Origin of the sequence: Bordetella parapertussis (assembly GCF_020735925.1) — a bacterium.
Lineage (GTDB): Bacteria > Pseudomonadota > Gammaproteobacteria > Burkholderiales > Burkholderiaceae_B > Bordetella > Bordetella pertussis.
Genome location: NZ_CP085971.1, coordinates 3,947,762 through 3,962,297, shown reverse-complemented (window position 1 = coordinate 3,962,297; position 14,536 = coordinate 3,947,762). Strand labels below are relative to the sequence as shown.

Annotated in this window: 16 protein-coding genes and 1 riboswitch; of the genes, 7 read left to right on the top strand and 9 right to left on the bottom strand. The window is 69.1% G+C overall.

Going from position 1 to position 14,536, the window contains the following annotated elements:
• Positions 1 to 3 precede the first annotated feature (3 nt).
• A complete protein-coding gene (locus LK409_RS18665; protein WP_003815276.1) occupies positions 4 to 972 on the top strand; it encodes a M14 family metallopeptidase in 969 nt (322 codons plus the stop codon).
• On the opposite strand, the gene LK409_RS18660 is transcribed toward LK409_RS18665, so the two are convergent.
• From LK409_RS18660 to LK409_RS18650, 3 genes are all read right to left on the bottom strand, one after another.
• Positions 969 to 1,487, bottom strand: coding sequence for a lipocalin family protein (locus LK409_RS18660; protein ID WP_003815273.1), 519 nt, complete (start codon positions 1,485 to 1,487; stop codon positions 969 to 971). The genes LK409_RS18665 and LK409_RS18660 overlap by 4 nt on opposite strands.
• Positions 1,488 to 1,552: 65 nt before the next feature.
• Complete coding sequence (gene gshA, locus LK409_RS18655; RefSeq protein ID WP_010929383.1) at positions 1,553 to 3,136, bottom strand: glutamate--cysteine ligase; 1,584 nt, start codon at positions 3,134 to 3,136, stop codon at positions 1,553 to 1,555.
• A gap of 33 nt (positions 3,137 to 3,169) precedes the next feature.
• Entirely contained in the window at positions 3,170 to 4,003 is an 834-nt protein-coding gene (locus tag LK409_RS18650; protein ID WP_003815269.1) for an alpha/beta hydrolase, read from the bottom strand.
• 112 nt (positions 4,004 to 4,115) lie between these two features.
• On the opposite strand from LK409_RS18650, the gene LK409_RS18645 reads away from it, so the two are divergent.
• Entirely contained in the window at positions 4,116 to 4,664 is a 549-nt protein-coding gene (locus LK409_RS18645; protein WP_010929589.1) for a hypothetical protein, read from the top strand.
• Here LK409_RS18645 and LK409_RS18640 read toward each other — a convergent pair.
• Positions 4,636 to 4,872 carry a helix-turn-helix domain-containing protein gene (locus tag LK409_RS18640; protein WP_003815265.1) on the bottom strand — a complete coding sequence of 79 codons (237 nt, stop codon included), beginning with the start codon at positions 4,870 to 4,872 and terminating at the stop codon, positions 4,636 to 4,638. The two genes, LK409_RS18645 and LK409_RS18640, sit on opposite strands and share 29 nt — an antisense overlap.
• A 127-nt stretch (positions 4,873 to 4,999) precedes the next feature.
• Here LK409_RS18640 and LK409_RS18635 point away from each other — a divergent pair, with 127 nt between their 5' ends.
• Entirely contained in the window at positions 5,000 to 5,890 is an 891-nt protein-coding gene (locus LK409_RS18635) for an AEC family transporter (RefSeq protein WP_010929382.1), read from the top strand.
• Between the two features lie 3 nt (positions 5,891 to 5,893).
• On the opposite strand, the gene LK409_RS18630 is transcribed toward LK409_RS18635, so the two are convergent.
• Entirely contained in the window at positions 5,894 to 6,901 is a 1,008-nt protein-coding gene (locus LK409_RS18630; RefSeq protein WP_010929381.1) for an Ldh family oxidoreductase, read from the bottom strand.
• Between the two features lie 93 nt (positions 6,902 to 6,994).
• A riboswitch (SAM riboswitch) is annotated at positions 6,995 to 7,075 on the top strand.
• Here LK409_RS18630 and metX point away from each other — a divergent pair.
• The 4 genes from metX (at position 7,065) to LK409_RS18610 (ending at position 11,435) form a co-directional block, all read left to right on the top strand.
• Positions 7,065 to 8,312, top strand: coding sequence for a homoserine O-succinyltransferase MetX (metX, locus tag LK409_RS18625; RefSeq protein ID WP_010929380.1), 1,248 nt, complete (start codon positions 7,065 to 7,067; stop codon positions 8,310 to 8,312). It overlaps the preceding riboswitch by 11 nt.
• Complete coding sequence (gene metW, locus LK409_RS18620) at positions 8,309 to 8,923, top strand: methionine biosynthesis protein MetW (protein ID WP_003815252.1); 615 nt, start codon at positions 8,309 to 8,311, stop codon at positions 8,921 to 8,923. The genes metX and metW overlap by 4 nt, the downstream gene beginning before the upstream one ends.
• Before the next feature lie 79 nt (positions 8,924 to 9,002).
• On the top strand, positions 9,003 to 10,259 hold the full coding sequence (locus LK409_RS18615) for a muropeptide transporter (protein ID WP_041937309.1): 1,257 nt from the start codon (positions 9,003 to 9,005) through the stop codon (positions 10,257 to 10,259).
• Positions 10,260 to 10,370: 111 nt separating this feature from the next.
• Positions 10,371 to 11,435, top strand: a complete 1,065-nt coding sequence (locus tag LK409_RS18610; RefSeq protein ID WP_010929378.1) for a porin — start codon at positions 10,371 to 10,373, stop codon at positions 11,433 to 11,435.
• A gap of 19 nt (positions 11,436 to 11,454) precedes the next feature.
• Here the strand turns inward: LK409_RS18610 and cuyB are convergent, their stop codons facing one another.
• The 4 genes from cuyB to LK409_RS18590 are packed head-to-tail and all read right to left on the bottom strand — an operon-like array spanning position 11,455 to position 14,398.
• Positions 11,455 to 12,189 (bottom strand): cysteate racemase, encoded by a 735-nt coding sequence (gene cuyB / locus LK409_RS18605; protein WP_010929377.1) that lies wholly within the window; start codon positions 12,187 to 12,189, stop codon positions 11,455 to 11,457.
• 5 nt (positions 12,190 to 12,194) lie between these two features.
• On the bottom strand, positions 12,195 to 12,929 hold the full coding sequence (locus tag LK409_RS18600; RefSeq protein WP_003815245.1) for an amino acid ABC transporter ATP-binding protein: 735 nt from the start codon (positions 12,927 to 12,929) through the stop codon (positions 12,195 to 12,197).
• Between the two features lie 24 nt (positions 12,930 to 12,953).
• On the bottom strand, positions 12,954 to 13,640 hold the full coding sequence (locus tag LK409_RS18595) for an amino acid ABC transporter permease (RefSeq protein WP_010929376.1): 687 nt from the start codon (positions 13,638 to 13,640) through the stop codon (positions 12,954 to 12,956).
• Entirely contained in the window at positions 13,637 to 14,398 is a 762-nt protein-coding gene (locus tag LK409_RS18590; protein WP_010929375.1) for an amino acid ABC transporter permease, read from the bottom strand. The genes LK409_RS18595 and LK409_RS18590 overlap by 4 nt, the downstream gene beginning before the upstream one ends.
• Positions 14,399 to 14,536 lie beyond the last annotated feature (138 nt).

Here is a 14,536-nt window from a genome sequence, read left to right as displayed (position 1 = left end):
TCCATGCATTTCCAGCTTCCCGTTCCCGATCTTTCCGCCGAGCGCCTCGGCAACACCGGTACGCCCGGCGTCTGGCACTTCGATTCCGGCCGGACGGGCCGCGCCGTCATGGTGTCGGCCCTGGTCCATGGCAATGAGTTGTGCGGCGCCTGGGCGCTGAAGGACGCGCTGGCGGCGGGGCTGCGGCCGCGCCGCGGCAGCCTGACGCTGGCGTTGTGCAACCTGGACGCCTTCGATACCTTCGATGCGTCTCGCCATGACGCGGCGCGCTTCGTCGACGAAGACATGAACCGCGTCTGGAGCGAGGCGCGCCTGGCGCAGCCGCGCACGCGCGAGCGCCAGCGCGCGCTGGCACTGCGGCCCTGGGTGGAGCGGGCCGACTGGCTGCTGGACCTGCACTCGATGCACGAGCCGGGCGAGCCCTTGCTGCTGACCGGCGTTCTGCCGCGCAATATCGCGCTGGCGCGCCGGTTGGGCGCGCCGCGCCATGTCGTGGTCGACGCCGGCCACAAGGACGGCGTGCGCATGCGCGATTTCGGCCGCTTCGGCGATCCCGGCGCCGACGCCTGCGCGCTGTTGATCGAATGCGGCTTTCACGGCGAACCGGCGGCACGCGAGGTGGCGCGCGACATGATGGGCCGCCTGCTGCTGGCGGCGGACGTGGTCGACGCCGGCGACCTGCCGGCCGGGTGGCTGTTGCCGCCCGCGCCGGGCCAGCGCGTGCTCGAGGTGACCGACGCCGTGGTCGCGCCGTCGATGGACCTGCGCTTCGCGCAAGCCTGGCAGGGCCTCGAAACGCTGGAGCGAGCGGGAACGCCGATAGGCTGGGCCGATGGCCAGCCCATCGTCACGCCCTATGACCGCTGTACGTTGATCATGCCGTCGCTGCGCCAGCTCCAGCCAGGCGTGACGGTGGTGCGGCTGGCCCGCGACTACGCGGCGGACCCGCGCGAGGACGGCCGGCTGGCCTAGCGCTGTTGCGGGGTGTAGCGCAGCTCGTCGAGCGCGTAGCCCTGCGCCTTGGCTACCGCCAGGGCATTCTGCAGGTCGGCCGGCGCGAGCTGCGTCCTGCGCGACAGGATCCACAGGTTGTCGCGATCGGGCGAGCCGACCACCGCCCAGCGGTAGTCCGGATCCAGCCCGATGATCCAGTATGCGCCCTTGAAGGGCTTGAAGAACGAGACTTCCAGCTTGGCGTTGCCGCTGCCTTCGACCACGGTGGCGGTGCCCGAGGCGGCGTCGATACTGCCGTCCTTGGTGCGGCAGCGGTTGTTCACCGCCAGCGAGCCATCGGTGTTCTGCGTGTATTCGGCGGTGGTGTCGCCCACGCACTGGCGCTGGAAGAACATGGGCAGATGGGCGATCTCGTACCACTTGCCGGCATAGCGGGCCAGGTCGACCGACTCGACCGTGCGGACCGCCGGTCCGGCCGCGACGGCGCCGGTCGCCAGCGCGGCGGCCGCGAACAGGAATGCAAGGCGAAACATAGTGCCTCCGGTAGGAAGGTGCCGGACCGGCGCGCGGCGCCGGCCCAGCCATAACGATACGCCTGTCAGGACGCCGTCGAAGGCAGCGGGTTTTTCAGGGCCGCGTGGTAGTGCGCCACGTAGGTGTCGAAATCGACCGCGTCGGACTGCTCCAGGCGCAATTGCTCGGCGACGGACTGGCGCGCCGCCTCGGCGTAGGCCTGCGTCCGTTCGGCCGGCAGCGGCTGGGCGCGCAGCGCGTCGGCGTGGCGGCGGCTGAGGTCCAGCGAATAATCGTGAAACGATACGTTGCCCTCGCGCAGGGCGGCCAGCACCCGCGCCGACGGGGTCAGGTCGGGCTGGTCCAGCTTGGCGCGCTGGGCGGCCAGCGCCGCGGCGTAGGCATCGCCGCCCAGCGCCTGGTCGTACAGGGCGGCGTAGGGCGCGATCTGGTCGAGCAGCTCGTGGCCCCACTGCGGCACGCTGACGGCCTGGCCTTCGCGGTCCAGCATCAGGCCCGGCTTGCGGCCTTCCTTGACGACGACGGCGAAGTTGTCGGCGCTGCGCTGGCAGTAGCCGTTGTCCGGGAAGAACGGGCTGTCCGAGGTGGCGCAGAACAGCAGGAAGGCATCGACGAAGCGCGCGGTTTCGGCGGAAATGCCTTCGGGCGTCAGCGGGTCGATGTCCAGGCAGCGTACTTCGACATACTGCACGCCGCGTTCGGCCAGGGCCGTGATGGGGCGTTCGCAGCGGCCGGTGGCGCGCTTGGGACGGATGCTGGAGTAGTACTCGTTCTCGATCTGCAGCACGTTGGTATTGAGCTGGATCCACTGGCCGTCGCGCCGCGTGCCGATGGCCTGGTAGGCCGGCCAGGGTTCGGTGACCGCTTCGTAGAGGCGGCCCAGGAACGTGTCGAGGTCGTTGTAGCACAGCTTCAGGCGCGACTGCGCCTTGTTCTGGTAGCCCAGGTCGCTCATGCGCAGGCTGGTGGCGTAGGGCAGGTACAGCGTGGACGGGTCGAGCGTCTCGAGCAGGTGGTCGCGCCCACGCATGAACTCGCGCGCCAGGGCCGGCGCCGACCCGAACAGGTACATCAGCAGCCAGGAATAGCGGGTGAAGTTGCGGATCAGCGAGATATAGCCGCGCGAGCGGCGCGCCTGCGGCGTCGGGGCATCGGGCACGAGCACGTCCCACAGCGCGTCGGGCAGCGAGAAGTTGTAGTGCACCCCGGCGATGCATTGCATGGTCTTGCCGTAGCGTTCGGCCAGGCCGCGCCGGTACACGTGCTTGAGCATGCCGGTATTCGAGGTGCCGTACCAGGCGATGGGGATGTCGGCCTCGGGCGGCAGCGTGGCCGGCATCGACTGGTTCCAGATGTATTCGCCCTCGAGCACGCCATAAACGTAGCGATGCGTGTCGCGCAGTTCGCCCAGCAGGCTGTCGACTTCGGTATGGGTGCCGGTGATGAGTTCGAGCAGCGCTTCCGAGTAGTCGGTGGTGACATGTGCGTTGGTCAGCGCGGCGCCCAGCCCGGCAGGGTGGGCGGTGCGGGCCAGCACGCCCTGGTGGTCCACGCGCAGGCCTTCCTTTTCGATGCCGCGCAGGGTCTGCGTCAGCAGGTCGGCATGGGCTTGCAGGCGGTGGTGGCGTTGGGCAGCGGTATCGGTCACGGGCGTATCTTTTTTCCGGGTGGATCGCGGATTTTACGGGGTGATGGCCGTCCGTGCCGAGGTAGCCCTGATCGGCTCCCGGGATAAAGATGTCGCGGCGCCGGCCAGCCAGCCGTCCAGGTCGGCATAGACCGGGGCGGCGATGGCCGGCGTTTCGTTGAAAATCTCGTGCCAGGCGTCCGGATACCAGCGCAGCGTCAGCAGGGCGGGCGGCGCCGCCTCGGCGAAGGCGCGGCTGCCCTGGGGCGCGACGATCCGGTCGGCGCCGGCCACCTGCAGCAGGGTGCGGCATGGCAGCAGCGGCGCGTCGCGCAGGGCGGCCTGGCTGGCCTGGTCGATGAACAGCGCCAGCCGCCCGGTAATGCAGCGCCGCACCAGCGGGTCGGCCCGGTAGGCGGCCACGACCGCGCGGTCATGCGAAATGCAGGCCGGCGCCAGGCCGTGCGGCACGCGCAGCTCGGGCTGGCGGCGCGCCAGCCAGGTCAGCGCCGGGCGCGACCAGGCCGGGATGCGCAGGCGAAACGGCGGCGAACTGAGCACCAGGCCGGCCAGCGGCGCCCATTGCCGCTGCGCCACCCGCACCGCCACCAGCGCGCCCAGGCTGTGGCCCAGCAGGATGGGCGGACGTCCGCAGTCGCGGCTCCAGTCCAGCAGCCGCTGCGTGGCGTCGCGCACCAGGTCGTCGGGGCGGGCCAGGCCGGCCGGGGGGCCGCCCGAGCGGCCGTGGCCGCGGTGATCGTGCGCGCCCACCCGCCAGCCGCGCGCGGCCAGCCAGCCGGCCAGGCGCTCGTAGCGGCCGGCGTGCTCGCTCAGCCCATGCAGCAGGTATATGCTGGGCGTGCCCGGGCCGGGCAGCGGCGCGGGCACGTCCGGGGCCGCCGGCCAGGCGTAATTGGCCAGGCTGACGCCGTCCGCGGCGGGAGTAAATGAAATCGGCGACAATTTCAGGCCTCTGCAGGTCGATAGCGAACCCATACCCATGATTTCAACGCTGTTTCGTTTCATGCTCAAGAAACGCGTGCGGATCCTGTGGCAGGCCGGCTGCGCCGCGCTGCTGCTGGCCGCCTGTTCGCCCAGTTACAACTGGCGCGAGATCGACGTGGCCGATGGCCGCGTGCGCGCGGCGTTCCCCGGCCGGGTGCAGACCGACACCCGCGACCTGGCCCTGGCCGAGGTGCCGCTGCGGTTTTCGCTGACCTCCGCGCGGGTCGAGCAGGCGGTATTCGCCATCGGCCATGCGCCGCTGCCGCCCGAGGTGGCGGCCGATCCGGCGCGCCGGCGCGCGCTGGGCGAGGCGCTGGCGCGCTCGCTGTACGCCAACCTGGGCGTCCAGCCGCCCGACCCGCTGCCCGCGCCGGGCGCCGACATCGAGATCCATGCCCCGCCGGGCGAGCGCGACGACTGGCTGCTGGCGCGGGTGTGGGCGACCGACGACATGCTGATCGAGGCCGTGGCCGCCGGCACCCGCCAGACCTTGCCCGCCGAGCGGGCGCGCGAATTCATCGATGCGGTGGAGCTGCGGCGGTGAGCGCCGGCAGCAGCCCGCATTGCACGGCGCGGGCCACCGCGGCGCGCCGGTTGGCCACACCCAGCTTGGCGCAGGCATTGGCCAGGTGGAAATCGACCGTGCGCGCGGCGATGCCCAGGATGCGGGCGGTTTCCCAGCTGGTCTTGCCCAGCGCCGACCAGTGCAGGCAGTCCAGCTCGCGCGGGGTGAGGGTGGTGCGTTGCGGCATGGCGGACCCCGTCCTTGCCCATGAGGGGCGGCCGGCCATCATGCGGCGCGCCGCGCCGGCATGCCAAGTCTCGATTCGTGGCGGCATCGAGCCGTTTATCCATTTCTGAATAGGCCCAGCCTCGTTCATGCTTGCCGTCGTACAGTTCTACTGGTCTGCCGTCGTGCTGCTGCCCCTGCTGGCATGCGCGGGAATCGGCGCCTATTGGGCCAAGCGCGATTACCCCTTCGGCGGCACGTTCATCACCATGCTGGTCACCACGGTGACCACCCCGGCGCTGGTGTTCCACACTTTCGTCACCACGCAACTGGACGACCGCGCGCTGCTGGCCATCGCCGGCGCCTCGCTGCTGGCGCTGCTGGCCTGCGCGCTGGCGTGCGCCGGCCTGCTGCGGCTGTTCGGCCTGCCGGTGCGCACGCTGCTGCCCACCGCCTTCGTGCCCAACGCCGGCAATCTCGGCCTGCCGGTTTCGCAACTGGCGTTCGGCGACGCCGGGCTGTCGGCGGCGGTGGCATTCTTCGCGGTCAACTCCTTCGTGACGCACACGATCGCCGTGCGCATGCTGCCCGGCGCCAACACGCCCGGCAGCTGGAAGAGCCCGGTCCTGCTGGCCTCGGTGGCCGCGGTGACCCTGCGCGCGCTGGACATCCCGGTGCCGGACTGGCTGGTCGCGACCAGCCGCATGCTGGGGGCGGTGACGGTGCCGCTGATGCTGCTGAGCCTGGGCCACGCGCTGGCGCTGATTCCCGCCAATGGCATGCGCGCCGGCGCGGTGGTGGCCGCGCTGCGGCTGGCAGTCGGGCTGGCCGCGGGCTACGCGGTGGTGTGGCTGCTCGGCCTGCCCGACTTGCTGGCCGGGGCGCTGGCCCTGCAGATGGCCATGCCCTGTGCCGTGGTCAGCTACATGTATGCGCGCCGCTATACCGACGTCGGCGATATCGCCGCGGGCGCGGTGCTGGTGTCGACCGTGGTGTTCCTGCTGCTGGCGCCGGCCCTGCTGTGGTTCACGCGCCAGTAGGCCTCAGCCCGCGCCGCACATGCCGCGCAATTGCGCCAGCAGCGTGTCGGGGATGTCCACGCCATGCTGCAGCGCCTGCTTGCGCAGCGCGATGCGACGCTCGCCGGGCAGGCGCACGCCATCGTCGTGGAGCATGGCCTCGATGAGGGTTTCCACGCGTTCGAGGTAGGTGTCGGTGCCGGCCAGCGCGGCCGGGTCGACGGCCAGGAAGGCCTGGCCCAGCCGCGCCGGCTCGCCGTCGTCGTCGAACAGCGATTCGGTCTCGAAGCCGAACCGCGCGCCGGAGAGGCTGCACACCAGCAGTTCGACGATCAGCGCCAGCATGGTTCCCTTGGCGCCCGCGGCGGGCAGTATGGTGCCGGCCAGGCCGGCGCGCGGGTCGGTGGTGGGCCGGCCTTCGGCATCCAGCGCCCAGCCTTCCGGAATGGACTCGCCGTCGCGCGCCGCGATCATCAGCTGGCCGCGCGTTGCCTCGCCCGGTGCCAGGTCGATTTCCAGCGGCGCGGCGCGGCGGCGCGGGAAGGCCGCCGCGACCGGGTTGGTGCCCAGCAGCGCCCGCCGGCCGCCCCAGGCCGGCATGGCCGCCGGGGAGTTGCCGAAGGCCAGGCCCACCAGGCCGGCCGCGGCGACGGCCTCCAGGTGGTAGGCGGCGGCGCCGAAATGATGGCTGTTGGCCACTGCCACGAATGCCACGCCGTGCTGGCGCGCCCGTTCGATGGCCAGCGCGGCCGCCAGGGCGCAGGCCGGGTAGGCCAGGCCCGAACCCGCGTCGACCAGCGCCGTGCCGCTGTGCTCGCGCGCCAGCCTGGGCCGGGCGGCGCCCTTGGCGCGCCCTACGCGCAGGTGGGCGGCGTAGCCGGGCACGCGCGCCACGCCTTGCGGCACCAGGCCCTGGCTGTCGGCGTGCACCAGGGCGCGCGCCGTGCTCTCGGCCATGTCGGGGTTGGCGCCCGCCGCCGCCAGCGCGGCGGCGGCCAGGTGCTGCAGTTCGTCCAGGTAGATATGGGCCATCGGAAGGTCCCGGAAACGCGCTGCGTCGCGGCAGGCATCGCAGATATCGATGCTGCCACGAACATCGGATTCCGGCCAGTGCTAGAATTGCGCACATTGTTCGGCGCCGATTTGCCTGATCCGCTTGCGGGCGCCTCTTATAAATCCAGCTAAAGAGGTCTGAATGACCAGTCCTGTCCTGAATCCGGCGTTGCCTGCCACGGCCGCCGCCCCTGTCGCCGCCACGCCTTCGGCCGTGGGTTCCGCCGGCATCGTTGCCCCTGTATTCCTGCGTTTCGACGAACCGCTGCCGCTGGCCAGCGGCCAGACCCTCAATGGCTACGAACTGGCCATCGAGACCTACGGCACGCTCAATGCGCAGCGCACCAACGCGGTTCTGGTCTGCCACGCGCTCAATGCCTCGCACCATGTGGCCGGCGTGTCCGCCGACAATCCCAAGGATGTCGGCTGGTGGGACAACATGGTGGGGCCCGGCAAGCCGGTAGACACCAATCGTTACTTCGTCATCGGCGTCAACAACCTGGGCTCGTGCTTCGGCTCGACCGGGCCGGCCAGCATCAATCCGGCCACCGGCCGCCCCTGGGGCGCCGCGTTCCCGGTCCTGACCGTGGAAGATTGGGTGCGCGCCCAGGCGCGCGTGGCGGATCATTTCGGCATCGAGCGCTTCGCCGCGGTCATGGGCGGTTCGCTGGGCGGCATGCAGGCCCTGAGCTGGGCCATCACCTGCCCGCAGCGGGTGGCTAATTGCGTGGTCGTCGCCAGCACGCCGCGCCTGTCGGCGCAGAACATCGGCTTCAACGAGGTGGCGCGGCGCGCCATCATCACCGACCCCGATTTCCATGGCGGCGACTACTACGCGCACGGGACGGTGCCGGGGCGCGGCCTGTCGGTGGCCCGCATGATCGGCCATATCACCTACCTGTCCGACGACGACATGGCCGAGAAATTCGGCCGCACGCGCCGCGAGCCGGCCGCCGACGGCGCCTATCGCTATGGCTATGATGTCGAATTCGAGGTCGAGTCCTACCTGCGCTACCAGGGCGAGAAATTCTCGCGCTATTTCGACGCCAATACCTATTTGCTGATCACCCGCGCGCTGGATTATTTCGACCCGGCGCGCGCCACCGGTGGCGACCTGGCGCGCGCGCTGGCGCCGGCCACGGCCGATTTCCTGCTGGTTTCGTTCTCGACCGACTGGCGTTTTCCGCCCGAGCGTTCGCGCGAAATGGTGCGCGCGCTGCTCAAGAACGGCAGCCCGGTCACCTATGCCGAGATCGACGCGCCGCACGGCCACGACGCCTTCCTGCTGGATGACGCGCGCTATCACGCGGTAGTGCGCGGCTACTACGAACGGATTGCGCGCGAACTGGGCCTCAATGGCGCCGTCGCGCCGGAGGGAAATCCCGCATGAGCCCCGTTTCGGCCCGTTTCGAACCCGCCGCCCTGCGGCCCGACCTGGCGCGCATCGCCGGCTGGATCGAGCCCGGCTCGCGCGTGCTGGACCTGGGGTGTGGCGACGGCGCGCTGCTGGCGTACCTGCGCGACCATCGCCAGGTGCGCGGCGCCGGCGTCGAGATCGACGACAACTACGTGATCGCCTGCGTGCAGCGCGGCGTCGAGGTCATCCAGCAGAACCTGGAAGATGGCCTGGCGCTGTTCGACGACCAGCAGTTCGACACCGTGGTGCTGTCGCAGACCCTGCAGTCCATGCACCGTACCGAGCACATCCTGCGCGAAATGGCGCGGGTGGCGCGCCATGGCGTGGTGTCGTTTCCCAACTTCGGCTACTGGCCGCATGGCTGGTCGATCCTGCGCGGCCGCATGCCCGTGACCGGCCAGATGCCGTACCAGTGGTACAACACGCCCAACATCCACCTTTGCACGCTGCGCGATTTCGAGGATCTGGCCGGCACCCTGGGCCTGCGCATCCTGCAGCGCGCCACGTTCAACGAGGGCAGGGAAATCCGCGTATTCCCCAGTTGGCGCAGTACATTGGCGCTGTATCGTTTCGCTGCGTCCTGACATCCGCAAGCCGGCGCGGATTGCTACTATCCGCTAGCAGGACCGGCGCGCCTACCGGTCGTTCCACGGGAGATCCGCCATTACCGCCGCGACCGAAACCACCAAGGTCTATACCAACCGCCGCGTGGCGCCGCTGCTGGTGCTGGGCTTTGCCAGCGGCCTGCCGCTGGCTTTGAGCAGCGGCACGCTGCAGGCCTGGGCCACGGTCGAGAACGTCTCGTTGCAGAGCATAGGCTTCCTGACGCTGGCCGGCACCGCCTATACGCTGAAATTCCTCTGGGCCCCGCTCATCGACCGCTACGTGCCGCCGTTCCTGGGGCGCCGCCGCGGCTGGATGCTGCTGACCCAGGTGCTGCTGGCCGCCGCCATCATGGTGATGGGCATGCTGTCGCCGGGCTCGGCCCTGCTGCCGCTGGCCCTGATGGCGGTGCTGGTGGCCTTCCTGTTGGCGTCGCAGGACATCGCCTTCGACGCGTACAGCACCGATGTGCTGCGCCAGGAAGAGCGCGGCGCCGGGGCCGCGATGCGGGTCATGGGCTACCGGCTGGCCATGATCGTCTCCGGCGGCCTGGCGCTCATCGTGGCCGATCGCTGGCTGGGCTGGGGCAACACCTATGTGCTGATGGGCGGCCTGATGCTGGCGTGCGCGCTGGGCACGCTATGGGCGCCCGAGCCCGAGCGGCCGGCCAACCCGCCGCGCGATCTCGGCGCGGCGGTGGTCGAACCCTTTCGCGAGTTCTTCAGCCGCCGCGGCGCCATCGACATGCTGCTGCTGATCGTCCTGTACAAGCTGGGCGACGCCTTCGCCGGCGCGCTGTCCACCACCTTCCTGCTGCGCGGCGCCGGGTTCAGCGCCACCGAGGTCGGCACCGTCAACAAGGTGCTGGGCCTGGCCGCCACCATCATCGGCGCGCTGGCCGGCGGCTCCATCATGACGCGCTGGGGCCTGTACCGCTCGCTGATGGCGTTCGGCCTGCTGCAGGCCGTCTCCAACCTGGGCTACTGGCTGATCGCGGTCAGCCCCAAGAACCTCTACCTGATGGGGCTGGCGGTCGGCGTCGAGAACCTGTGCGGCGGCCTGGGCACGGCCTCCTTCGTGGCGCTGCTGATGGCGATGTGCCGCCAGCAGTTCTCGGCCACGCAGTTCGCGCTGCTGTCGGCGCTGGCCGCGGTGGGCCGCACCTACCTGGCCGGGCCGCTGACGCCGGTGCTGGTCGAGTGGCTCGACTGGCCGGGCTTTTTCATCGTCACCGTCCTCATCGCGCTGCCCGGATTATGGCTGTTGCGGCTGCGGCGCAACGTTATCGACGAACTGGACGCCCAAACCGCGCGCTGAGCGTGGCGATGGTGCTAAGGTTACGGCCTGCGCTACCCGCGCAAGCCGCCCGCAGTGGCGGTATTGATAACAATTCGGGCAACTCACGTCCGAAAAAGAGGAGACTGGAAAATGAAGCGACTGATCCCAGCCGTCGCGCTGGCAGGCATGTTCGTGGGTACGGTCCACGCCGAAACCAGTGTCACGCTGTACGGAATCGCCGATGTCAGCGTCCGCTACCTGAGCACCGGCAACGACAACGGCAACAGCCGCGTGTCGATGGAAAACGGCGCCATCTCCAACAGCCGCTGGGGCCTGCGCGGCGTGGAAGACCTGGGCGATGGCATGAAGGCCTTCTTCCGCCTGGAAAGCGGGTTCAATGTCCAGAACGGCGAGCGCTCCGATCCCGACAGCTTCTTCAACCGCCATGCCTACGTCGGCCTGGACGGCGGCGAGATCGGCGCGATCTCGCTGGGCCGCCAGGACACGCCCCTGTTCACGATCCTGGCCGATTCGTACGACCCGCTGACCGTCGGCAACTATGCGCAGAACTCGTGGCTGCCGGTGGCGATGTCGCGCGCGCGCAGCTCCAACTCGGTGCGCTATCGCAACGACAAGCTGGCCGGTTTCGACGTGATCCTGTCGTATGCGTTCAGCGACAGCTTCGAGGACCACAAGCTGGGCGAACAGTATGGCGGCACGCTGTCCTATACGACCGGCCCGTTCTCGATCGGCGGCGGCTACATGCTGACGCACTCGGCCAGCAACTCCGACTACCAGCAGCGCGTCTGGAACCTCAACGCCTCGTACAAGTTCGAGACCGCCAAGGTGTTCATCGGTTACTTCAATGGCCGCGATGAGACCGGTTTCGTCAATGCCGTGATGGGCAATACCAGCCTGCCGGACAACGGCCTGGAGCGCAAGGACAACGGCTATTTCGCCGGCGTCACCTGGCAGGCCACGCCGCGTTGGGCGTTGACGGGCGCCGCGTACTACGACACCAGCAAGAACCTGGTCGAGGAAGGCGACAAGGGCAAGCGCTACGCGCTGGTCGGCGTGGCCGAGTACGCGCTCTCCAAGCGCACGCAGGTTTACGGCACCATCGACTACAACAAGGTCAAGGACGCCGCCACCGGCGAAATCCAGGGCGACGACAAGCAGATCGGCGCCGCGGTGGGAATCCGCCACATCTTCTGATGCGGCGGCGGCCGGACCTTCAGCCGCCGCGGCGATACCAGGCCAGCCCGGCCAGCGCCAGCGCGTCGATCGAGTCGGTCATCGCGACGCCCAGTTCCGCGCGCAACGCGTGCGGCAGCGCCAGCGGCAACTCCGTACACCCCAGCACGATGGCGTCCACGCCCATGGCGCGCAGGCTGTCGATGCACGCCAGCGCCGGCGGCAATGCCTGCGGCAGCAGGTTCTGCTTGACCAGGCGTATCGATTGCGCGCACAGGCCATCTATCAGGTCGACGGGCGGCACGACCGGTTCGTAGCCTTGCGCCAGCATTTCATGCTGGTACAGGCCCAGCCGCAACGTCGTGGCGGTAGCCAGCAGGCCGACGCGGCCCGCATGGATGCCCTGGCGCCGCAGGTCGTCCAGCACCGCCTCCACGATATGCAGGACGGGCACGCTCGCCGATTGCGCCAGTTGCGGATACCAGACGTGAGCGGTATTGCAGGGGATGGCGATCGCGGCGGCGCCGGCCTGCTCCAGCCGCCGTATGCCGTGGCGCATCCACGGCAGCGGATCGGCGCCCTGTCCGGATTGCCCGGCGGGCCGGTCCGGCACGCGCGGGTCGTTCCACAGGATGGCCGGTACATGCTGCTGGTCGCAGGCGGCTTCGGTCAGCGCCACCAGCCGTTGCATGAAACTGGCGCCGGCCATCGGCCCCATGCTGCCCAGCACGCCCAGGAAGCGGCCCTCGAATTGTGTGTCGTCGTCGCTAGGCATGGCGGTCAGTGGGAAATGATCTTGGACAGGAAATGCCGCGCCCGCGGGGAGCGCTGATCCATGTTCTGGAAGAAGTCGTCGTTGCGACAGTCTTCGACGATACTGCCGGCGTCCATGAAGATGACGCGATCGGCGACCTTGCGGGCAAAGCCCATCTCGTGCGTCACCACCATCATGGTCATGCCCTCGCGCGCCAGGTCGATCATCACGTCGAGCACTTCGTTGACCATTTCCGGGTCCAGGGCCGAGGTAGGCTCGTCGAACAGCATGGCGATGGGCTGCATGGCCAGCGCGCGGGCGATGGCGACCCGCTGCTGCTGCCCGCCGGACAACTGGCCGGGAAACTTGTGCTGGTGCGCCTGCAGGCCGACCCGTTCGAGCAGGGCGACGGCGTGCGCGCGCGCCTCTTCCTCGGAACGCTTGAGCACTTTCACCTGGGCCAGCACCAGATTCCGCATGACCGACAGGTGGGGAAACAGCTCGAACCCCTGGAACACCATACCGATGCGGGTGCGCAAGCGGGGCAGGTCGGTATCGCGCGCGCCCACCGAAACGCCGTCGACGATGATTTCGCCCTTCTGGAAGGCCTCCAGCCCGTTGACGGTTTTGATGAGCGTGGACTTGCCCGAGCCCGACGGGCCGCAGACGACCACGACTTCGCCGCTGGCCACGCTGGTCACGCAGTCATTGAGCACCTGCGTCGTGCCATACCACTTGCTGACATTCTTGATTTCTATCATGTGACGTCCTGTTCTTCGCCGCGCTTACGCGGCCATGGTGTTGCGTTGCTGCAGGTAGTGCACGAATCGCGATGCCGCGAAGCTCATGACGAAGTACACCGCCGCGACGAAGAGATACATTTCCACCAGCCGGTTGTCGCGCTGGGCGACGTTGATGCCCGCTCCCAGGAAGTCGGTTAGCGACAGCACGTAGACCAGCGAGGTGTCCTGGAACAGGACGATGGTCTGGGTGAGCAGGACCGGCGCCATGTTGCGCAGCGCCTGGGGCAGGACCACATAAGCCATCGTCTGCCAGTAATTGAGCCCGATGGCGTAGGCGGCCGAGGTCTGGCCGCGCGGAATGGACTGGATGCCGGCGCGCATGATCTCGCAGAAGTAGGCGGCCTCGAACAGGGTGAAGGTGATCAGCGCCGAGGTGAAGCCGCCCACCTGCAGCGGCCTGCCGGCGCCGGTCAGCCAGCCGCCTATGTAGGGCACCAGGAAGTAGAACCAGAAGATGACCAGGATCAGCGGCAAGGCGCGCAGCCCGTTCACGTACGCGGCGGCCGCGCTCAGCGGCCTGATGCCCGACAGGCGGCACATCGCCAGCAGGGTTCCCAGCGCCAGCCCCATGGCCGTGGACAGGAACGTCAGCTTGAGCGTGAACACCATGCCGTCGCGGAACAGGTATCCCAGGGAGCGTCCTATGACGTCGAAGTCGAATTCGTTCATGTCGGAGCCAGTTTGGTGGTGGCGGAGACGGGGCCGATGAAGCCCGGCACCGCCAGCCGCGTTTCAATGTATCGCATTGCGCGCAGCACGATCAGGTTGAGCAGGAAGTAGCAAAGCGTCGCGCCGGCGAAGGCTTCGAAGACCTGGAAGCTGAATTCCTGCATCGAGCGGGCCGCGCCGACCAGTTCGAGCAGGTCGATGGTGAATGCCACCGAGGTGTTCTTGATGAGGTTGAGCAGTTCCGAGGTCAGCGGCGGGAGGATGATGCGAAACGAGGTCGGCAGCAGCACGTACCGGTACACCTGGCTGGGCCGCATGCCCAGCGCGGTGGCCGCCATGCGCTGCCCGGCCGGACGCGACTCGATGCCGGCGCGCACCTGTTCGGCCACCCGCGACGAGGTGTAGAAGCCCAGGCACAGGACCGCCGGGATGAAGATGCCCCATGGCGGCGGGATGCTCTTGATCGCGTCGCCAAGCTGCACCGGCAGGATTTCGGGCACGACGAAGTACCAGAGGAACATCTGCACCAGCAGCGGAATGTTGCGGAAGAACTCGACGTACGTGGCGCCCATGATGCGCGCCCATTTCGACTGCGTGGTGCGGGCCACGCCCACCACGATGCCGATGCCCAGCGCCAGGATCCAGGCCAGCGCCGCGGTGCCGAGCGTCCACGCCATGCCGGTCAGCAGCGTGCCCAGATAGATGCCGCCGGTCGGCGACATCTCAAGAAAAATATGCCAATTCCAGTTGTAGTTCATGGTTGTATCCAGGCTGCGCAGGCGGGACGGCACGGCGGACGCGGCGAGCGCGGCATTTGCCGCGTTCGCCGCGTCCGGGGACGCGGGGCGCGGGGCGCGGGGCTGGCCCCGGCCCGCGCTCCCGCCGTGCGGGGGTCC